The 20,900-nt window shown below is 39.2% G+C and carries 15 protein-coding genes; 12 read left to right on the top strand and 3 right to left on the bottom strand.

Annotated elements, in window-relative coordinates:
• Positions 1 to 158: 158 nt before the first annotated feature.
• The 6 genes from KH286_RS04230 to KH286_RS04205 all read left to right on the top strand — a co-directional run bounded on the left by KH286_RS04230 (position 159) and on the right by KH286_RS04205 (position 8,074).
• Entirely contained in the window at positions 159 to 2,222 is a 2,064-nt protein-coding gene (locus tag KH286_RS04230) for an AAA family ATPase (protein ID WP_278617667.1), read from the top strand.
• Positions 2,223 to 2,234: 12 nt separating this feature from the next.
• Positions 2,235 to 3,089 carry a hypothetical protein gene (locus KH286_RS04225; protein ID WP_278617666.1) on the top strand — a complete coding sequence of 285 codons (855 nt, stop codon included), beginning with the start codon at positions 2,235 to 2,237 and terminating at the stop codon, positions 3,087 to 3,089.
• A 157-nt stretch (positions 3,090 to 3,246) separates the two neighbouring features.
• On the top strand, positions 3,247 to 5,313 hold the full coding sequence (gene fusA, locus KH286_RS04220; RefSeq protein ID WP_278617665.1) for an elongation factor G: 2,067 nt from the start codon (positions 3,247 to 3,249) through the stop codon (positions 5,311 to 5,313).
• Between the two features lie 356 nt (positions 5,314 to 5,669).
• Positions 5,670 to 6,146 (top strand): YhcH/YjgK/YiaL family protein, encoded by a 477-nt coding sequence (locus KH286_RS04215; RefSeq protein ID WP_195394529.1) that lies wholly within the window; start codon positions 5,670 to 5,672, stop codon positions 6,144 to 6,146.
• A gap of 4 nt (positions 6,147 to 6,150) precedes the next feature.
• Positions 6,151 to 7,044, top strand: coding sequence for a DMT family transporter (locus tag KH286_RS04210; RefSeq protein WP_278617664.1), 894 nt, complete (start codon positions 6,151 to 6,153; stop codon positions 7,042 to 7,044).
• An 88-nt stretch (positions 7,045 to 7,132) separates the two neighbouring features.
• Positions 7,133 to 8,074, top strand: coding sequence for a DMT family transporter (locus KH286_RS04205; RefSeq protein WP_278617663.1), 942 nt, complete (start codon positions 7,133 to 7,135; stop codon positions 8,072 to 8,074).
• Positions 8,075 to 8,438: 364 nt separating this feature from the next.
• Here KH286_RS04205 and KH286_RS04200 read toward each other — a convergent pair whose 3' ends face one another.
• Positions 8,439 to 8,627, bottom strand: a complete 189-nt coding sequence (locus tag KH286_RS04200) for a hypothetical protein (RefSeq protein WP_278617662.1) — start codon at positions 8,625 to 8,627, stop codon at positions 8,439 to 8,441.
• Positions 8,628 to 8,762: 135 nt separating this feature from the next.
• Here KH286_RS04200 and KH286_RS04195 point away from each other — a divergent pair, with 135 nt between their 5' ends.
• The 3 genes from KH286_RS04195 to dcuC all read left to right on the top strand — a co-directional run bounded on the left by KH286_RS04195 (position 8,763) and on the right by dcuC (position 12,861).
• A complete protein-coding gene (locus KH286_RS04195) occupies positions 8,763 to 10,058 on the top strand; it encodes an amidohydrolase (protein ID WP_278617661.1) in 1,296 nt (431 codons plus the stop codon).
• Between the two features lie 148 nt (positions 10,059 to 10,206).
• Positions 10,207 to 11,451 (top strand): M20 family metallo-hydrolase, encoded by a 1,245-nt coding sequence (locus KH286_RS04190; RefSeq protein WP_278617660.1) that lies wholly within the window; start codon positions 10,207 to 10,209, stop codon positions 11,449 to 11,451.
• 156 nt (positions 11,452 to 11,607) lie between these two features.
• Positions 11,608 to 12,861, top strand: a complete 1,254-nt coding sequence (gene dcuC / locus KH286_RS04185) for a C4-dicarboxylate transporter DcuC (protein WP_009352148.1) — start codon at positions 11,608 to 11,610, stop codon at positions 12,859 to 12,861.
• 207 nt (positions 12,862 to 13,068) lie between these two features.
• On the opposite strand, the gene KH286_RS04180 is transcribed toward dcuC, so the two are convergent.
• A complete protein-coding gene (locus KH286_RS04180) occupies positions 13,069 to 13,938 on the bottom strand; it encodes a LysR family transcriptional regulator (protein WP_024062856.1) in 870 nt (289 codons plus the stop codon).
• Between the two features lie 190 nt (positions 13,939 to 14,128).
• On the opposite strand from KH286_RS04180, the gene KH286_RS04175 reads away from it, so the two are divergent.
• From KH286_RS04175 to KH286_RS04165, 3 genes are read left to right on the top strand one after another with little or no spacing between them, the layout of a single operon-like run.
• Positions 14,129 to 16,426, top strand: coding sequence for a hydratase (locus KH286_RS04175; RefSeq protein WP_278617659.1), 2,298 nt, complete (start codon positions 14,129 to 14,131; stop codon positions 16,424 to 16,426).
• Between the two features lie 24 nt (positions 16,427 to 16,450).
• Positions 16,451 to 17,590 (top strand): 2-methylaconitate cis-trans isomerase PrpF family protein, encoded by a 1,140-nt coding sequence (locus KH286_RS04170; protein WP_004697926.1) that lies wholly within the window; start codon positions 16,451 to 16,453, stop codon positions 17,588 to 17,590.
• A 2-nt stretch (positions 17,591 to 17,592) separates the two neighbouring features.
• On the top strand, positions 17,593 to 19,014 hold the full coding sequence (locus KH286_RS04165) for an anion permease (protein WP_008603176.1): 1,422 nt from the start codon (positions 17,593 to 17,595) through the stop codon (positions 19,012 to 19,014).
• Positions 19,015 to 19,219: 205 nt separating this feature from the next.
• Here KH286_RS04165 and KH286_RS04160 read toward each other — a convergent pair whose 3' ends face one another.
• Positions 19,220 to 20,398, bottom strand: coding sequence for an MFS transporter (locus tag KH286_RS04160; protein ID WP_004697911.1), 1,179 nt, complete (start codon positions 20,396 to 20,398; stop codon positions 19,220 to 19,222).
• Between the last annotated feature and the right edge of the window lie 502 nt (positions 20,399 to 20,900).

The following is a 20,900-nucleotide window of genomic DNA, read 5'->3' as shown; positions in this document are numbered from 1 at the left end:
TATACATAATTATCTTTTATATTAATATAAAAATGCTTTTTGAGAATGAAATTCGAGAAAGGCATTTTTTTTATGATATAATTTAATAAAAATAGAAAAAACATTAGAAGTGAGCATGAAGATAATGTAGAAGATTCAAAGATAGGCGGTGAGTTTCAATGGATAATTATATTGGTATGAATATATCTGAAAGTATTAAGGGTACTACGCGCTTTCAACAATTATATGAGGCTGTAATAAAATATAGTGAGGATATGACTATATTTTTATTACAAAAACCATTAGCTATATATACTGAGAGAGATTATTATGAGTATGGGATTCTTTTGGTCATTCCTAATAAAGCTATTTATTTACTTGATTGTGGTGATGATTTAGACTTATTTGAAGATTATTATGAAGATATAATTGATGATTTGAATTCATTAATAACTGAAAAGTATCCACAGTACTTTGGGGTTTTGGGACGAAAACGTGAGTGGTCTAAGTTAATACAAAGGATATCTGAGATTCCAACTCGAGAGCAGATTAATACAATTAGTGATAAAGCACAGCAAAGGAAGATTGATTTAATTTCTTCGTTATGTATAGGTAGCATTAATGAATTAAAAGATTTTGATAAATCTTTATTAAGCAAATCGTCTTTGTCAACATTAGAATCTATAAAAAATAGAATCATTTTATTTGATACAGATCAGACTAGATTTATTTATGAGGATAAAAGTAATAAAAAGATAATACGAGTTCAAGGTTTGGCGGGATCTGGGAAAACAGAGCTTTTATTACATAAAATTCGACAAATATTTGTTAGTGACGATACTGCACGTATTGCTGTGACTTGTTTTAATCGTGTTTTAGCAGATAGCTTAAAGGTTAGAATAGTTGATTTCTTTAATAGAATGAAAGTTAGTGAACAAATTACTGATACACGTTTGTTTATTGCTCATAGCTGGGGGAGTAGGAATAACGCTACTTCAGGGCTATATGCGCGGATTTGCTCTTATTATAAAATACCTTTTCAACCGTTTTCTAGATTAAAATCATCAAAAGAAATTTGGAAAGATGCTATTCAATATTTAAAAAAGCAGAGTTTTGAACCAATGTTTGATTATTTATTTATTGATGAAGGTCAAGATTTTGACACTGAGTTTATACAACTTTGCGATATGGTAACTGCTAAGCAAGTTTTTATAGCAGGAGATGTATTACAAAATATTTTTTCTAACAATAATATTATAAATTATACTGATACCGATTATGTTTTAAGTAAAGTATATCGTACGGATCCTAGAACCTTATTGTTTTCACATATTTTGGGTTTTGGATTATTTGAACCACAAGCTGTTCGATGGCTTGATGATAATGAATGGGAATTGTCAGGGTATAATGTTACAAAAGTAAAAAATAGTCTAGATCAGTTTGTTATTTCTCGTAAAATGATAAAACGTTTTGAAATTAATGATGGGTTTGAGAATATTGTCCCTATTACAGTTTGTCCGGAGGAATCTTTAGATACTGAATGCATAACTAGAAATGTTACATCTATAATAGCTCAAATTAAGACTGAAAATCCTGATGTGTTAGCTAAAGATATTGCTATTATTTTTACTAAATACAATGAAAATATTTGGAATAAGTTTGCAGTATGTCTGGGGAAAGAGTTAAATATTCAATTTGGTTGGGAGTACTTATTAGCCCCTAGAGAAAAGCGAACTCAGCTCGAAAATGAAATTACGATTACAAATATAAATAATGTTAAAGGATTAGAGTTTCCATTTGTAATTGTTGTTGCTAATGATGATTTATATTATATAAATGATAGAAATGTTGATATTGAAGTAAAAAAAAGAAATGCTTTATATATGGCACTAACTAGATCTTTTATTTCATCATTCTTAGTGATTGAAAAAAATGAAATTGCTGAGGTCATTGAAAAATTAGTTGATATATCAATTCTGCTTCATGAGAATGAAGCTAAGCTTACTATACAGAAACCTCAAAATATTCTTAAGAAAGATTTATTGTATGGAATTCAAGCAACTCTCCTTAAGACTCAAGATGAGATTATTCAAGAATGTTTTGATGAACTAGAATTAGATTCAACTACTAGAGCTGCATTACGTAGTATGCTTAGGCCAATTCGAATTATTGCTGAAGGTACAACAAATAAAGATATAATCATGGCTAAGATTAAAGAAGTATATTCTACATATATTAGATAGAGTGGAATTATTATGAGGATAAACTATAATGAACTATTACTATTAAAAGAGGAGTTATATATTTATAAGGGTGATAAACTATTAGTAGAGAATATTGCTGGTAGAATAAATAACTTTTACTTTAGAAATAAAGTAGAATTAGTTTTAATGGTACTAAAGCTTTATGAATATTTCTTGGATAGGAAAGATTATATTTTAAAAAATAATAGTACTATTTTTACATTTGATTATCATCCAATTATTAAGCGAATTATTATAAAACATGAGGATAAATATACCTCTATAGTTTCCTTTTTATCGTTATATGAACAAGGAACTAAACGTTTATTAAAATTAATCCCTGAAAATCAAGTTGTTGGAATACAAGAGGTTACAATTTTAATTCGATACTATCTTTATTTAGTCGCAAATTCAATAGAGATATTACCTTGGGATGAAGAATATAGTACTATTGAAAGTATTTTAAATGAATATAAAGCTGATGATGAGTCATATTTAGAGATATCTATTGATGATATTTTATTATTGAATTCTCGATTACTTTATTACGATACTGCATATTTTCGCTATGAAATTGATTTTGAGAATAGCATAGAGGTAGATAACGATTGTAATTTAGTGATAGATCGTATTTTTTTTCATCCTCCGTATCATATAGATATGGATTATAGAGATGTGTGTAATTATAAAATCGCTTTTGATAATGATATTAGTGCTAATATTTTGGATGTTTTTCAAATAAATAATACTAATGCGTTTATGGTAAAAGTAGATTATATGCCAAATTTTATTACTCAGAGTGTTCAAGGATACTTTGATGGTCTTTCCCTTTCTGAAGCTGAAAAAAAAGAAAAATATAGCCGTTAATTAATGGATTTGAGTAAATGCGTATTCGAATTTCTTGATATAATTACTTTAATGTCCTCTTTTTTTGAGAAAAATTTCTCAGAAAAAGAGGATTTTTTTATTGTAGTGTCGAAATGTATTAGCAAAGCCGTAATTTGCCAGTAAGGAGGCGATTCCAATGAAAGAGTACAGTAGTGATAAAATTAGAAACGTTGCTGTTGTTTCCCACGATGGTGCGGGTAAAACAGCTCTTGTTGAATCCTTGTTGTTAACTTCTGGTGCGGTTGATTTCGTAGGTAAAGGTCAAGATAATAAACATATTATGGACTTTGAACCGGAAGAAATTAAACGTAATGTAACTATTCAATTGGGCATGGCGCCATGTGAGTGGCATGACCATAAGGTTAACTTCATAGACACTCCAGGCTATAACGAATTCCATGGCGAAGTTCGTGCCGCTTTGCGTGCTTGTGATGGTATGTTGATGGTGCTATCCTCCACATCTGGTGTAGAAACTGACACAGTTCGCGCATGGGATTATGCAGTTGAATTACAAATGCCTCGCATGGCATTTATCAATAAAATGGATGTCGATGGTGCTGACTTCTTTGGCACTATTGAAAGAATGCGGGAATTATTTGGCAAAGGCATTATGCCATTGCAGATTCCTATCGGTGAAGGTGCCGATTTTGAAGGCGTTGTAGACGTAGCGAAAATGACTGCGTTTACTTATAAGGACGGCCAACCAACAGAGGTCGCTGTACCAGCTCACCTTATCGAAAAGGCTCAAGAAATTCGGGAAATGACCGTAGAAGCCGCGGCTGAAGGTAGCGATGAGTTGTTGGAAAAATATTTAGAAGGCGAAGAATTATCCTTAGAGGAAATCCGCCAAGGCTTGCGTGAAGGGATGATTAGTGGCCGTGTGTGCCCAATCATGTGTGGCAGTGCCACATCTCGTATTGGCTTAGATCAAGTATTGGATCGTATGATCCGTTACATGCCGGATGCAACTAAAAAAGTGATGACCGCAACTGATGCGGAAACCGGCGAACAATGTGTTGTACATGTAGATAAACCATTAACTGCATTCGTATTTAAAACATTGTTAGACCCATTCGCAGGCAAACAAAGCTTTGTACGTATCTTTTCTGGTGAACTGAAAGAAGGTGATCGCCTTTATGATGTAAACCAAGGTGTAGAAGAAAAATGGGGCAAGATGGTTACCCTTATCGGGAAGCAACAAATCCCTGTATCTGCCGCTAAAGCTGGCGATATCGTAGTGATACCGAAATTGGCTAATGCTAAGACTGGCGATACATTAACTGCTCCTGACTTTAAAGTGACATACGACGCTATCCGTTTCCCTCAACCTCTATACACAGTAGCATTAGAACCTGTGAAAAAAGGTGAGGAGGAAAAATTAGCTGGTGCTGTTCTAAAAGTAGCAGAAGAAGATCCTACTTGCGTAGTAGTGAAAAATGCTGAGGCCCGTCAACTACAAATCGATTGTATGGGCGAGGTTCATCTCGAGCATATCCTCAACAAAATGGATCGTAAATATGGCGTACAAGCTAAACTTGTGACTCCATATATTCCATACCGCGAAACAATTAAAGGCTCCGCTGAAACCGAGTCTAAATATAAGAAACAAAGTGGCGGTCATGGTCAATATGGTCACGTTAAGATTCAAGTGGACCCATTATTCGATGGAAGCGAATTTGCATTCGTAGACAAAATCTTTGGTGGTGCTGTACCTAAACAATACATACCAGCAGTGGAAAAGGGTGCCAAAGAAACCCTAGATAAAGGCTTAATTGCGGGATATCCTATGATTGGCGTGCAAGTGACACTCTTGGATGGATCTTACCATAGCGTAGACTCCTCAGAGTTAGCATTTAAAGTAGCTACGTCACAGGCTATCAAGGATGTAATTCCTAAGGCGAAACCAGTCCTATTAGAACCAATCTATGAAGTTAACGTGTTTGCACCAGATGCTTTCATGGGCGACATCATGGGTGATTTGAATAGCCGTCGAGGTCGTGTATTAGGCATGGAACAAAGTGAAAGAACAGGTATTTCTGTTGTTAAAGCACAAGTACCATTGGCTGAAATGGCCGACTATGTAACTGCATTGCGCTCTATCACTCAAGGACAAGGCGTATTTAACCGTCAGTTCTATACTTATGAAGAGGTTCCACATAAGCAAGCGGAAGAAATTATCGCTGCTCGTAAGACTCAAGAATAAAGTTAAGAACATGTCCACGTACTGTATCAAATACAGTTAGAATCACTACAACTAAATAGATAATTGCATATCGTAACAACTTAATAGCATAACAATTGACGTAAGTCATAAATTTGAATAGTATTTTACACGAGCCCTCCATATATGTAGCGTATGGAGGGCTTTTACTATATTTGAAATAGATTAGGATAGAGCTTAATCGATACTGGAGAATATGGGGAACTAATCATTGGTATGTATAGATGCAGTGGAAATAATAGAATTGCTAGTCCTTTATGTATATATGTGCTAACATTAAGATAATATAATTGCTTATGTATCGGGTATTATTTCCATATATCGAGAAAGGATCGTATATGTTTTTCTCTAGCATTACTGCAGATTATACAAAAATGGGCTATCCTAAAGCCATCGTACGAGCTTTAGATTTCTTAAAAAATACAGACTTGAAAGCATTGCCAGGCGGCCGTCATTCCATTGAAGGGGACATGATGTACGCCAATGTAGACGATGTAGAAACAAAATTGTTTGAAACTACAAAACCTGAGTCTCATCGCAACTATGTAGATATTCAATTCATGGTAGATGGGGAAGAAAATATGGGCTTTTTTGTAGATAAAGGCCTTGTAAAGCCTGTGGAGTCTTATCCAGATCGTGATTGCTATTTCTACCCAAACGAAGCTGTTGATGAAGGACACATCCATTGTCCAGAAGGGTATTATACAGTATTCTTCCCATCTGATATCCATAGACCACTATTAGCTGTTAATGATAAGCCTATTAAAATTCGCAAGGTTGTTGTAAAAGTACATGTAGATCTCTTAGGCGACTAATCCTATGAAGCGATATGAAATTATAGGTGTCTTACTAACCCTATTAGGAGCTGTTTTATGGGGCGTATCAGGTGCTTCAGTACAGTTCTTAAGCAACTATAGGGATATGAACTTGGAATGGCTAGTCACCATGCGATTAATTACAGCGGGATTATTGACTGTTATCTATGCATGGTTTAAATATGGTAATTCTATCTTCCATGTCTTTCGTAGTTTAAAAGATACAGCAGGCCTTATCATTTTTGGCGTATTTGGCATGGCTTTATGCCAATATACATACTTTAAATCTATTGCTTTAGCAGGGGCCGGTATTGCGACGGTGCTTCAATACTTGGCGCCATCAATGATTATTATTTATATGCTTGTCCGTTATGGTAAAAGGCCCTCTAAAGGGGAAATTATTTCCGTTATACTGGCCTTGGTAGGTACGATTTGTTTGATGGGGAATGATGGCTTTTCTATGGAGCGATTTCCACTGGCAGTGCTCGTATGGGGACTTCTATCTGCTGTAGGGGTCGCTGTATATAGTGTTTCTCCTGTAGATTTACTATATAAATATGGAACCTTGCCGATTGTAGGATTTGGTATGCTTCTCAGTGGTATTGTTGCTGCTATTTTATTTCATCAGCCAAATTCGTATGCTATGTGGGATGTCTGGACTGTTATTGGCTGTTTCAATGTTGTCTTTTTGGGGACCATTGTATCCTTTAATGCTTATTTAGAAGGTGTTAAGAGAATAGGTGCAGTACCAGGATCCATCCTGTCATCTATTGAGCCGATTTCGGCGGCTTTCTTTGGATGGGCTTTGTTAGACAACCAATTTAGTGCATTAGGGCTGATTGGCATGGCCATGATCATCGCTACTGTTATTATAATTGCTCTAGAAAAACGTACATAGTTTGAGGTCTCTTTGCTGGATATTGCGGTTTAGAGGCCTCTTTGTTATGATTGTACATAATGTGAAAGTAGTTGTGATAGGAGGTTGTATGGAGGAAAAACAATGGAAAGGTATGGCCCTTGCCATTTTAGGTGCTCTATTTTGGGGGCTTTCAGGCACATCTGTACAATTCCTTGAAAATGCAAAGCATATCAATGTGGAGTGGCTACTAGAAGCGCGTTTGCTCATAGCAGGTATATTGACGATAGGACTTGCTTATATAAGGGATGGTAAGCGTATTTTCTCTATCTTTACAGAACCTAAGGATATAGGAAAATTATTAGTATTTGGTATTTTAGGTATTGCTTTATCTCAGTACTCATACTTCAAGGCCATTGCCATTTCAGGAGTCGGTATTGCTACGGTCCTTCAATATGTTGCGCCTACGCTGATCATCATCTATTTGTTTTTGAGATACTTTAAAAAGCCATCTGTACCAGAGTTTTTCTGTATTATATTAGCCTTAGTGGGAACACTCTGTATCGTCATGCAAGAAGGGCTAGATGTTTCGAACTTTAATGTGCTTGCTTTATTCTGGGGGCTTGTATCGGCAGCTAGTATCTGTGTATATACATTGCAACCTATTGAGCTATTAAAGAAATATGGCACCACATCTATTGTGGGCTTTGCCATGTTTATCTGTGGTATTTTATCCTTAGTTATGTTTCAACAAGTTGAATCAGAAGCCCTCTGGGATGGCATGACCTGGTTAGGATTATTCGCCATCATCATACTTGGTACAGTCGTATCCTTTAATGCTTATATGGAAGGGGTTAGACTCATTGGTGCTATACAAGGTTCTATACTTTCATCATTAGAACCAATCTCAGCAGCGATCTTTGGATGGGTATTGCTAGGGAATCATTTTACGCTGGTCGGTATTTTTGGCATGATTTGCATCATTGCAACCGTATTCATTATCGCCTGGGATCGACACCGTCAAATTAAACGAGAAGTACTAGAAAAACTGAATAAAATAGAAATGAAATAAACAAACGAAAACACATATACCATGAGGTATATGTGTTTTTTGTAATCAAATATTATATTTTTTCTAATATTTTTTCAAATAATAGTTCTAGTTTCTGTAAGTCGCCATGTACGGTTCCGTCCATATAGGTATTATATACAGTATCATCTTCAGAAACACGAATTTGAGTTTTAGTATATCAGTCATAGAATATACTGGAATTGGTAACATATATAAATCTGCAAGCCGTTTTGATACATATAAATGCTCATTATTTTTTGCTAAGTTAGGATCTAGAACGTTTTGTTTATTTATTAATACAAATGAATTTTCATAGGTATAGAAATTATCTAAATCTATGTACTGGTAACCTTCGTATTGGTTCTTAGCCAATTTGTAGTTCCTTCCTTCTGTTTGTAACATAATTTTTTAATTCTAGAACTGATTCAGTTTTAGGAGTGAAGTCTTCAATCATAGATGAACCTACGGCATACCAAACTGCATCAAAGTCCTCATAATTATCAAATTGTACATCTAAAATGGTGAGTTTTTCTTTATTAACATTTAATGTCATAGGCACCTCCTTTGTTACTATTATTATATCATAGCTAGTCTCTTTATATTGTATACATGACCTATTTGGTTGACTATTTACTTATCTATTCATATAGTTAGTATATAAGTACTAATTAATTTTTAGGAGGTTCCTATGTCTGTAAAAGATTTTGTACAACAACGCCGCGATGATTTTATTGCTTTACGTCGTGATTTTCATATGTATCCAGAGCCAGCTTGGCTCGAATATCGTTCTGCCGCTAAAGTAGCTGAAAAGCTAATTGCTTTAGGGTATGATGTGGCACTCGGTGCAGAAGTGCTTGATTTAGATTCTCGTATGGGCTTGCCTAGCGAGGATGTTATGAAAGCAGCAATGGCTCGTGCTATGGATGAAGGTGCTGATCCTGAACTAGTAGAGAAGATGGGCTATGGTAAAACAGCTATTGTGGCAACTATGAAGTTTAGTGATGATGGTCCTGTAGTAGCGTTCCGTGCAGATATGGATTCCAATGATGTAATCGAATCTAAAGCATCTAACCATATGCCTGCTAAGGCTGGTTTCCGTTCCCGCCATGAGAAGGCTATGCATGCGTGTGGTCATGATACACATATGACAATGGGCCTTGGTCTTGCTGAATATATTGCTACACATAAGGATGGCTTGAAGGGTACTATTAAACTTATCTTCCAACCAGCAGAGGAAGGCGTACGTGGTGCTAAAGCGATGGTAGAGGCTGGCGTAGTAGATGATGTAGATTTGATGTTCGGCATGCATATCGGATTTAATGAACAGTTATCTAATTGCTTTGCTTGTAGTGATCATGGCTTTTTAGCGACTACAAAACTTGATGCTGTATTTCATGGCTATTCTTCCCATGCAGGTGGTTCTCCAGAAAAGGCTCAAAATGCCATGCTTGCAGGTTGTACAGCTGTAATTAACTTACAAGCCATTGCTCGCCATAGTGGGGGTGCATCCCGCATGAATGTAGGTGTTTTTGAAAGTGGTACAGGTCGCAATGTTACTCCTGATGTAGCAACACTTAAATTAGAAACTCGTGGTGCTACTACAGAGATCAATGATTATATGATTGAACGCACTAAGACCATTATTAAAGGTGCTGCAGAAATGCATGATTGTACCTTTGAAATTACAAAACAAGGTGAAACTCCTGCAGGCCGTATTAGCGATGATTTAGCTCGCGAAGTACAATCTATCATTGAACCATTAGGTATCTTTAAAGAAGTTCCATTCGATTATAGCGGTGGCGGTAGTGAAGACTGTGCGTATTTCTTAAATCGTGTTATTGATCGTGGTGGTCGAGCAACCTATATGGTATTGGGCTCAGCTATTAAAGCACCTCATCATAATCCATTATTCGATATCGATGAAGAAGATATGTTAAACGGCATTGTTGCATTAGGTACAATTGCTACTCACTATTTAAAATAGGCCATATTGATTGAGATATTGTGATGCATACATCCAAACTATAGATGCATAACTATATAGATGCATAACTATATAGATGGATGCATAGAAATATGTATAGTGGGCTATAAGTTAGATGTAATATGGGGATTAGATTGTGAGGTGTTATATGATCCAACGAGAGCGATTAGCTAAAGACTTTGATTCTATGGCACTGTTGACTGCACCTGGTGAGGGGATTAATCGTCTTGCTTTCACCGATGCAGATTGGAAGGGGCGTCAGTATATCATTGACCGTATGACTGATGCGGGCTTGAGTGTTGAAATAGATGATTTCGGGAATGTTATAGGCTATAAGGTAGGTAAGAATCCTGATTTACCGATTGTCATGGTTGGTTCTCATACGGACAGCGTGCCTAATGGGGGCAATTATGATGGTGTTGTAGGTGTATTATCTGCTATCGAAGCGGTTCGCAGTATGACTGATGATGGTTTTGAACATGACCATACCATTGCAGTAGTAGACTTTATGTGTGAAGAGTCTAGCCGCTTTGGAGCAGCCACATTGGGGAGTAAAGCTATGCGCGGTGAATTGACATTGCAAGATTTACATCGCTTAGTAGATAAACAAGGCACTTCCCTGTATGACGCATTAAAAGCGCGTAATTTAAATCTAGATGTTATTGAGCATATGGAATATAAGAGACCTGTAAAGTCTTTCACAGAAATTCATATTGAACAAGGTAAAGTGTTAGAGCACGAAGCTAAACCTATCGGCATTGTAACAGGAATTGCTGCACCAGAGCGATTCTATGTAACCATTCGTGGTAATGCCGATCATAGTGGGGCCACACCAATGAACTTGCGTCATGATGCACTCTGTGGGGCTTCTAAAATCATTCTCGGTATTGAGGAGATTGCATCCATGCAAGAAGAGCCTCCAGTAGTGGGTACAGTCGGTGTAGTAGAGGTTGTGCCAGGAGCGATGAACGTTATTCCTGGGGCCGTTAAACTGGGCGTAGATATTCGCAGTATTTCTAAGGTGGCCCGAGATTCTGTAGTTACCCTCATTAAAGAATTTATTGATGTTATTGCAGAGAAACGAGGCTTATCCTATACGATTGAGCCTATTGCACAAGATCATCCTGTAGTGATGAATTCGGCTATGATTCGAGAAATTGAAGAGGCTGTTAAGTCTGTAGGCGTAGACTATATGACCATGCCAAGCGGTGCTGGTCATGATGCCATGCATTGGGCTGATATAGTTCCTACAGGAATGATTTTTATCCCATGCCGTGAAGGTATTAGTCATAATCCAGCTGAACTTGCAGATATGGATGACATCGTTACGGGAGCTAAGATATTAGACACGGTGCTAAGAAAGCTTAGTTTAGAAAGTACTAAACTTAACTAGGTTGAGTACTGTAGAACATTTGATGTAGATATAATTTAGTTAGATTTGTGTTAACTAGCTAAGATATCATGTTTTACGTGGTTAGAAGGGTGTATTCCGTAATAGAATGGTAGAGAATACTTGCTATTGGTAGGGAATACATGGATTGGAGAGATTATGGTTATTGCAGGTATTGTTATCGTAGTAGCGACCTTTATCGCTATTATTAAAAAGTTTGAAACGCGGCTCGTGTTATTATTGTCGGGCCTACTGATGTGTTTTATTGGCGGTAATCTAGGGGCAGGTACGACGGCTTTTGTAAAAGAACTGACAAACCCAGGTCTTGTGCCGACGATTTGTACTGTTCTTGGTTTTAGTTATGTTATGGAATACACAAAATGTACGGAGCATATGGTGTATTTCATCTCTGCTGGCCTTAAAAAGATGACTAAGATCATCATCCCTGGCGCCGTTATTATTACGTTCTTAATTAACATTGCGTTGCCTACAGCGGCAGGTTGTGCGGCGGCGGTAGGTGCTCTATTAATCCCCGCGCTTATTCGCTCTGGTGTACATCCCGCAATGGCAGGTTCTGCTATTTTCTTAGGTACTTGGGGTAGCTCCTTGAGCCCAGGCCTTATGTTTAACCCTCAAGTAGCACAGCTAGCGGGTGTAGATGTAATGACAGTTATTGCAAGCTTCTCCATGCAAGCCATGATTGGCATCGTAGTAGCCGCAATCTTACTAAATATTGTAGCTATCGTTAAAAAAGAGCATACAGGGTATGTGATGAAACATGATTCTACTGAGGACAGTAAAGAGTTTAAAGTAAATTATTTCTACGCTATTATTCCTATTATTCCGCTTGTATTGCTTGTATTAGGCAGTAAACAAGTAGCAGTAATTCCAGAGGTTTCCGTTCCTGTATCTATGCTCATTGGTACAGCGATTGGTATCGTAGCGGTTCGTCCTAATGTAACAGAAGCGGTGAAGAAGTTCTTCCGCGGTACTGGCGATGGTATGTGTGATGTAGTAGGTCTTATGGCTGCTGCGGCATGTTTCACAGCTGGTATGCAACTTATCGGTCTTACTAATGCTCTTATTGATGGCATGAAGAACTCTCAACAAATCGCTCAAATCGGCGCGGCCTTTGGACCATTCTTGTTGGCTGTTATCTCTGGTTCTGGTAATGCAGCCGCCCTTGCCTTTAACGGTGCTGTAACACCACACGCAGCAGACTTTGGGTATGGCATTATGGAACTTGGCTCCATGGCGCAAATCGGTGCAGGTATCGGTCGTAGTATGAGTCCCGTAGCAGGCGCAGGTATTATCGTTGCTGGTATTGCAGGAATCAATCCTATGGAAATGGCAAAACGCAATGCTGTACCATGTATCATTGCTACAGTTGTGATTATGCTATTATTACTCTAATTCAAGATACGTGATTGTGTCATAGTAGAGAAATTATTTTTATAAAAGCTATTATATAAAAGAAAACCCGTCATGATTCTTGTCATGACGGGTTTTTTACATATACTGAGGTACAAGGTATAAGTAAAATTTATGGATACTAAAGAAAAGAGCAATTTGTTTTTATTGCATTTTCATAATATATTATATGTATTAAAGGAATATATACTATACCTTTGTGTCTGCCCAGGTTTTCATAAATGAGTAAAAAGCCTGTACTGGCTTGGACTCAAGGGCGCTGTTACGGGTGTACATCCACGTATCACGAGTCATGATGTGACCATCAAGATCCTTTAAGGTTTCTTTAAATAGTTTAGGGTAATCGTTGCCACAGCTTTGGGTAAGGATGGTAAAACCAAGTCCTTGGTTGACGAGCTTCATGCAGGTATCGATGTCGTTCACCTCGATGGTGCGCATCGGTGGTTGTGAGTAGTGAGAATACCACCAATCATCTATAGTTTGCTGTAAATTCGGATCTGTTTGATAGTGAATGTAGGGCAGACGAGGTAAGTCCTCAACGGCACAAGGCGTTTTGTTAAAGAAGCAGAATGGTTCGGACCAAATATGTTCTTTCGACTCTGTCCAGGTGTGAGCACCGCGGATGATGGCAGCATGTAGGCGACCTTCAAGGAAGTCATGGTATAGCTTATAGCTAAGTCCCGTATACATGATGATATCAATGTGCGGATAGGCCTCTTTAAAGGTCGATAAAATATGGGGAATGTGATACTTTGCGAATACATTTGAGCATCCTAGGTTTAATGTACCACGTGGTTCACTACCCATAGCTAATAGCTCTTGGCGCACCGAAGTATAGGAATTGAGCAAATCTTCGGCGTATCGCACAAGACGTTGACCTTGGTAGGTAAACTCTACGCCACGAGCTTGTCGGTTGATGATGGGACAGTTAAATTCCTTTTCTAATTTTTTTATTCGTTCACTCAATGCAGGTTGTGTCATAAATAGACGGCGCGCCGCATAAGTAATATTATTTTCCTCTGCTAAGGTTTTTAAAATTGTACAATCTTTCGTGTCCATAAACTCTCCTTTACATATGTATTATTGTACTCTATCCCATAGAGTTGGTACAGATGAGGGGCACTAGATATATACAAATTATTAAAGACCAGGTGCTAGTAAGAGGAATGGAACTTTCACCAATACACATGGTAAAAGTATAGTGTTTGTAAAGGTTTACACATGCCTGAAAGTAATAAAGGAGCAAGTCATGGTTGAGTTAATTTCAAATGGTGTATTTTTATATCACGGTACGGATATCGTTCCTGCAGATTCTAGTGCAGCCCTTGATCAGCAAGAAGTTTTTAATAAAGAGCGCGCCTATAAGGAAACGATGGCGTACCGTATTTTAATGGACCACCAACAACATGAAGGTGATCAAGATTTACGCATCAAATTTGATGCTTTAACTTCTCACGATATTACCTATGTTGGTATTATTCAAACGGCTATTGCTAGTGGTCTAGATAAATTCCCAATCCCTTACATTTTGACAAACTGCCATAACAGTTTAGCCGCTGTAGGGGGCACAATTAACGAAGATGACCATGTATTTGGCTTATCTGCAGTACAACGCTTCGGCGGCGTATATGTACCTCCTCATCTTGCAGTTATTCACCAATATATGCGTGAAACAATGGCAGGTTGTGGCAAAATGATCCTCGGATCCGATAGCCATACTCGTTATGGTGCGCTTGGTACGATGGCGATTGGTGAAGGCGGTCCAGAGCTTGTAAAACAATTGCTCGGTCGCACCTACGATGTACAACGTCCAGAGGTTATCGCGATTTATCTTGATGGTAAACCTAAACACGGTATAGGTCCACAAGACGTGGCTCTCGCTATTGAAAAAGCTGTATTTAAAAATGGCTTTGTAAAAAATAAAGTAATGGAATTCGTAGGCCCTGGTATTGAACACTTGTCCATGGACTTCCGTAACGGCATCGATGTAATGACTACAGAGACTACATGCCTTACAACAATCTGGAGAACAGATAGCAATACAAAAGAGTTCTTAACACTCCATGGTCGCGGTGATGCGTACAAAGAGCTTAACCCTGGCGATGTGGCTTACTATGATGGCCTTGTGAAGGTTAATCTTGATGAAGTGGAAAGCATGATTGCTATGCCATTCCATCCAAGTAATGTATATACTATTAAAGAAATTAACGAAGGCGGTCGCGATTTACTCGCAGAAATCGAACGTCAAGCAGTGGAGCAATTAGATAATAAATCCTTGTCCTTGCAATTACCTGAAAAACACTTCGACGGCAAATTACACTTAGATCAAGGTATCATCGTAGGTTGTTCTGGCGGTTTGTATGAAAATATTATGCAAGCCGCAAATATCGTACGCGGTAAAAGCGTAGGCTCCGGTCGTTTCGCATTCAGCGTATATCCTTCTAGCCAGCCAATTTACTTAGAACTTATGAAAAATGGTGCCCTTGTAGACCTTATGAGCGCTGGTGCTATCGTGCGTACAGCCTTCTGTGGCCCTTGCTTCGGCGCAGGCGATACACCTAATAATACGGGCCTTAGCGGTCGTCATGCGACACGTAACTTCCCGAATCGTGAAGGGTCTAAACCAGGGAATGGTCAGATTTCCTCCGTTGCACTTCTTGACTCCCGTTCCGTATCAGCTACGGCTATTAACGGTGGTGCATTGACGGCGGCTACTGATATCGAATATGATGATGTGGTGCCAGCTTACCACTATGATGATAAACCTTATGAAAGCAAGGTATATAGTGGCTTTAACGAACCTAATAAAGATACTGAGCTCGTGTATGGCCCATCCATTAAACCATGGCCTTCTATCGAAGAATTGACACCAAATGTATTGCTCAAAGTAGCGGCTTATATCGACGATCCTGTAACAACTACAGATGAGTTGATTCCATCTGGCGAAACATCTTCCTACCGCTCTGACCCATATGCATTGTCTGAATTTGCTTTGAGCCGTAAGGTTCCTGAATATGTAGGTCGTGCTAAAGCCGTTCGCGATTGGGAAAAATCTCGCCAAGAAGGTGAAAGCGCAGCGGATTTAGTAACTGCATATGAAGAGGTAAAACAAGCACTTGGTCTTACAGAATCCGTAGAAGATATGGCTAAGTCTACAGCCGTTTCTAGCATGGTATATGCTAATCGCCCTGGCGATGGCTCCGCTCGTGAGCAAGCAGCATCCTGCCAACGCGTATTGGGTGGCGGTGCTAATATTGCTATTGAATATGCTACAAAACGTTATCGTAGCAATGTTATTAACTGGGGTATGTTACCGTTCGTAACTAGCGAAGAAGACTCCAAAACTATGGCAGTAGGCGATTATGTATATGTGCCAAATGTGCGTGACCAATTATTCTCTGACTCCGATGATTACAAAGCATATGTTATCAGCGGTGGCGTGAAGAAAGCAGAAATTACATTGCACTTAGGTCATCTCAGCGATGAAGAAAAAGATATTATCGCAGCAGGTTGTCTCATCAACTACTATGCAAATTGCAAAGCGTAAGTGGTGAACATAAAGGAGTAAGTTATGAACGGGTATAAAGAAATTCCTGTTACTTATATGCGCGGCGGTACTAGTAAAGGGGCGTATCTGTTAAAAGATACGCTTCCAACTGACCCAGCTGCTCGGGATCGTATGATTTTAGATTTATATGGCTCTCCCGATGCGCGTCAAATTAATGGTATCGGTGGTGCCGATCCATTGACGAGCAAGGTAGCTATCGTAAACCCTTCTGACCGCGATGATGCGGATATCGACTACGCCTTTGGTTATGTCGGTATCGCTGATGCGGTGGTAGATTACGAAGGTAATTGTGGCAATATTTCTGCTGGTGCAGGGGTATTTGCTATTATGGAAGGCTTTGTGAAAGCCGTAGAACCAGAAACAGTGGTTCGTATCTTTAACACAAATACAAATAAGGTTATCGAAGCTCACGTGCCAGTCCGAGATGGTAAACCTGTTATTGACGGTGATTTTGCTATCGATGGTGTACCTGGTACAGGTGCTCGTATTACATTATATTTCTTGGAACCTGGCGGTTCTAAGACAGGTAAGCTACTACCAACAGGCAATGTACAAGACACAATTACATTGGCTGATGGTCGCACAATCCAAGTCAGTCTCGTAGATGCAGCTAATCCAGCTGTATTTGTAAAGGCTACAGACCTTGGTTATGAAGGCACGGAATTACCGGCTTTCACAGAAACGGATGGCGGTGTATTACTCAATACACTTGAAGATATTCGCACTACTGCAGCTGTAATGATGGGACTTGCTCCATCTAAAGAGGCTGCTAGTCCTGCAGTTCCAAAGGTATGCATGGTGTCCGCACCACAAACCTACGTGGCAAGCGATGGTCGAACTATCAAGGGGAATAGTATAGACATCGTGGCGCGTACAAAGGCACTAGCTGTAATGCATAAAGCGTATGCTGTTACAGGTGGTATTTGTACAGCTACAGCAGCGCTTATTACGGGTACGGTGGCGAACGAAGTAGTGAGCGAACGTGCTAAAGAAACGAATCAAGTTACTTTAGCGCATCCATCAGGGAAATTTGATTTCGAAATATGCCTAACCAAAGATAAGGGTTGGCATGTGGAGAAGGCGGGCGTCGCTAGAACGGCGCGACCGATTATGAAAGGCATAGCTTATGTTAAAGGAGAGTAAGAATGAATAAGCTACTTAAAATTGCAATTATGTTTGCCATTCCTCTGGCAATGTGGTTCATTACACCGCCAGAAGGTTTGAGCGTTGGAGCTTGGCGACTGCTAGGTTTCTATTTAATGGCTATCGTTGGTCTTGTTGTTAAACCTTGGCCAGCACCAATTATCTTGTTATTATCTATTGCAGGTTCTGCAATTTTCTTGAATGCTACGAAAAACGTATTGTCTGGCTATGCATCTACCACAGTATGGTTAGTATTCTCTGCGTTCTCCCTCAGTGTGGCGTTCGTAAAAACAGGCCTTGGCCGTCGTATTGCGTACCTATTGATTAAATCCTTAGGTCACACTACATTGCGCCTTGGCTATGTAACTGCTTTATTAGATCTTATTATTTCCCCAGTAACACCTTCCAATACAGCACGTTGTGGCGGTATCGTGTTCCCAATCATGAACTCTGTAGCAAAAGCGTTAGGTTCTGAGCCTGGTGAAAGCGCTAAAAAAGCTGGTTCTTACCTCATGGTTAACACATACATGGTAACTAAGGTAACAAGCTTGATGTTCGCTACAGCAATGGCACCAAACTTATTGGCTGCTGACTACATGAACAAAATCCTCGGTGTAGATATTAACTGGGGCCTTTGGGCATTAGCACTCGTAGTACCAGGTCTTGTAATGCTTCTCATTACACCTGCTTTGGTATACTACTTAGACAAACCATCTATTCAACACATCGACTCTCATGCGATTGCTGATGAAGGTTTGAAAGAACTTGGACCTATGTCTGGTCGCGAGAAATCTCTTATTGCTATCTTTATTCTTGCCTTAGTTGGCTGGGCGTTGCCTTCCATCTTGACGCAAGGCTTTGGCATTAAATTCTCCCTTGATGCAACAGCAGTAGCTATCGTAGCCATGGTAGCAGCGCTTGTAACAGGCGTAATCAAATGGGAAGATATGCTTGAATCCAAAGGTGCTTGGAACACATTGATCTGGTTCGGTGGTATCATCGGTATGTCCAGTGCGTTGTCCAAGGTTAAATTCTTTGAATGGTTAGCTGACTTTATGGGGACACACTTCAACTTCGGCGACAACCCGATGTTGGCTCTTATTATCATCGGCGCTATCAGTATCGCTGTTCGTTACTTGTTCGCTTCTGGTAGTGCGTATGTAGTTGCAATGCTTCCAGTATTCCTTACTGTAGGTAAAGTAGCGGGTGTAAACCCAATGGCGTTGTCCTTGTTACTAGCTGCTACAAACTCCTACGGTGGTGCGTTGACTCACTACGGCGGTGCAGCGGCTCCAATCGTATTCGGTGCTGGTTACAACACAGTTAAAAGCTGGTGGATTATCGGTGGTATCTTCGCTATCATGTGCTTCATCGTAAACCTTACAGTGGGCTACGCATGGTGGGAAATTCTTGGTATCCTATAATACCTAACTAGAGACAATAGTTATTCTATACATATAGAATGATCATCCCCTAGATAGTGAAAGTTTCTATACTTTTACAAACAACATAATAAAAGAGCTGTTTCGGAATCAGTACACACACACATCTGAGTTCTGAGAACAGCTCTTTTTATTTGTTTATATAGTTTCTTTAATGCATTTGCACTATTTTCGTTGTATTACGGCATTACTTTAGTTTTAACGCAACCCATAGTGCAGCGCCGATAAAGGTAAGGCTACATGCCCAGAAAAGGGTTGTGAAGCCAAATTGAGCGGCTACAATGGAACCACCAAAGGAGCCTAGAAAGTAACCCATAGACAAACAAGACTGATTGTACGAGAATATTTGTCCCGTATATTCCTTAGGTGTTTTTGATGCTAAATAGGTATTGAGCGCAGGTAACATACCACCTAGCCCAAAACCTTGCAAGAAACGGATAAACCCAAGTACATACACAGAGTCCACATAGGCTTGCGGTATATTGAGTAGACCTACATAGATCATCGAGTAGATGAGCACCTTTCTAGGGCCTATACGGTCTACTAATTTCCCGAGTGGAGAGCTACTAAAGAATTGGGCGATACCCATGGCAGAGAACACAGCACCAGAAATAAAGGCTATATTTTCCGTATTGCTTGGTAGCATTCCTTTAATGTAAACCGTCATAATGGGGGAGATGGCGGTAACCGAAATGGCATACAGGAAGGAGGTTGCAGATAAAGCGACTAAACTAGAAAACTCAGGTAAGTGAGTTTTTAGATTTCTAAAGGTTTGCTTCTCAACAAGTGGCTTTGGAACATAGTTTTCATGTACCAGCATTGCCGTCAAGCCAAAAGAGATAAGCATAAGGGCCCCGATGATAAAGAAGTCATTTCGAATACCTACTACATCACTGAGATACCCTCCTACAAGCGGACCGGCTAGTGAGCCTGCAAGGCTAAAGGATCCTATAATCCCTAGAGCCCAACCTGTATGGTTTTGCGGTGTTTCTGACGCGATAAGTGTTACCGATGCGGGGTAAAAACCGCTTACTAACCCTTGCAATGTACGAACGAGGAACACACCTTCTGGTGTAGTCTGAAAGCCCAATAATATACTACATATAGCCATACCAAGACTAGAGCGTATGAGGGTAATCTTACGTCCCTTACGGTCTGCTAATCGGCCCCAGAAGGGAGCTGCTAAGCAGACAATGAGGAAGGTGATGCCCATGGAGGCACCGGACCATTGTGCTATCGATCCTGTATCGCTTAAGCCCATTTCATGGAAGTATAGAGGAAGAATAGGGCTTACCTGACTAACCCCGAGGGACATGAAGAATATGCAGAATGCGCAAATGTACACCGTTCGTTTCCACGTTTCCAAAATATTCCTCCTTTCTTAGTCTTAGCACGTTCTTAATAAAAACTCATACTCTCTCCTTCGCATAATAATCAGTAGAAGCTGATAACATATGTAGTTTCAGTATACCATTAGTATTTAGAGGAATACAATATAAATATTCTGAAATTGGAGGGGCTTAGGGAAATCAGTAATTGGATTATATATGGATATTATATGATGAACGAATGTAAGGATAAGGTGAAAGTTCAGATTTTCCTTGACTTTCATTCTATAGAAACATTATAATCAGATTATAATTTTATACTCGCCTGAAAGAAACCGATGAGGTGGAGATAAAAATAGGAAATGCACTCACAGAGAGCGGGATTAGCTGAGAACCCGTAGTACGCAGCTTATTAAATGGACCACCGAGGGCGCATGGAACAGAATGAACTTTCACAGTCATTCCTAGTATGGTGCGACGTCACACGAGCGTTAGTCGTGAGGGATATGTTAGTATCCTGCGAAAGGGGAATGCACTGCA

The sequence above is a fragment of the Veillonella parvula genome (assembly GCF_018378075.1).
GTDB lineage: Bacteria > Bacillota > Negativicutes > Veillonellales > Veillonellaceae > Veillonella > Veillonella parvula_K.
Note: the sequence above shows the minus strand (reverse complement) of the source record. Positions and strands in the feature narration are given on the sequence as shown.

Bases quoted from the DNA above. Each gene is read 5' to 3' on its own strand.
- KH286_RS04215 (WP_195394529.1), top strand. From the start codon at position 5,670: ATGTTTTTCTCTAGCATTACTGCAGATTATACAAAAATGGGCTATCCT.
- KH286_RS04180 (WP_024062856.1), bottom strand. From the start codon at position 13,938: ATGGACACGAAAGATTGTACAATTTTAAAAACCTTAGCAGAGGAAAAT.
- KH286_RS04195 (WP_278617661.1), top strand. From the start codon at position 8,763: ATGTCTGTAAAAGATTTTGTACAACAACGCCGCGATGATTTTATTGCT.
- KH286_RS04225 (WP_278617666.1), top strand. From the start codon at position 2,235: ATGAGGATAAACTATAATGAACTATTACTATTAAAAGAGGAGTTATAT.
- KH286_RS04230 (WP_278617667.1), top strand. From the start codon at position 159: ATGGATAATTATATTGGTATGAATATATCTGAAAGTATTAAGGGTACT.
- KH286_RS04210 (WP_278617664.1), top strand. From the start codon at position 6,151: ATGAAGCGATATGAAATTATAGGTGTCTTACTAACCCTATTAGGAGCT.
- KH286_RS04200 (WP_278617662.1), bottom strand. From the start codon at position 8,627: ATGACATTAAATGTTAATAAAGAAAAACTCACCATTTTAGATGTACAA.
- KH286_RS04190 (WP_278617660.1), top strand. From the start codon at position 10,207: ATGATCCAACGAGAGCGATTAGCTAAAGACTTTGATTCTATGGCACTG.
- dcuC (WP_009352148.1), top strand. From the start codon at position 11,608: ATGGTTATTGCAGGTATTGTTATCGTAGTAGCGACCTTTATCGCTATT.
- fusA (WP_278617665.1), top strand. From the start codon at position 3,247: ATGAAAGAGTACAGTAGTGATAAAATTAGAAACGTTGCTGTTGTTTCC.
- KH286_RS04165 (WP_008603176.1), top strand. From the start codon at position 17,593: ATGAATAAGCTACTTAAAATTGCAATTATGTTTGCCATTCCTCTGGCA.
- KH286_RS04170 (WP_004697926.1), top strand. From the start codon at position 16,451: ATGAACGGGTATAAAGAAATTCCTGTTACTTATATGCGCGGCGGTACT.
- KH286_RS04175 (WP_278617659.1), top strand. From the start codon at position 14,129: ATGGTTGAGTTAATTTCAAATGGTGTATTTTTATATCACGGTACGGAT.
- KH286_RS04205 (WP_278617663.1), top strand. From the start codon at position 7,133: ATGGAGGAAAAACAATGGAAAGGTATGGCCCTTGCCATTTTAGGTGCT.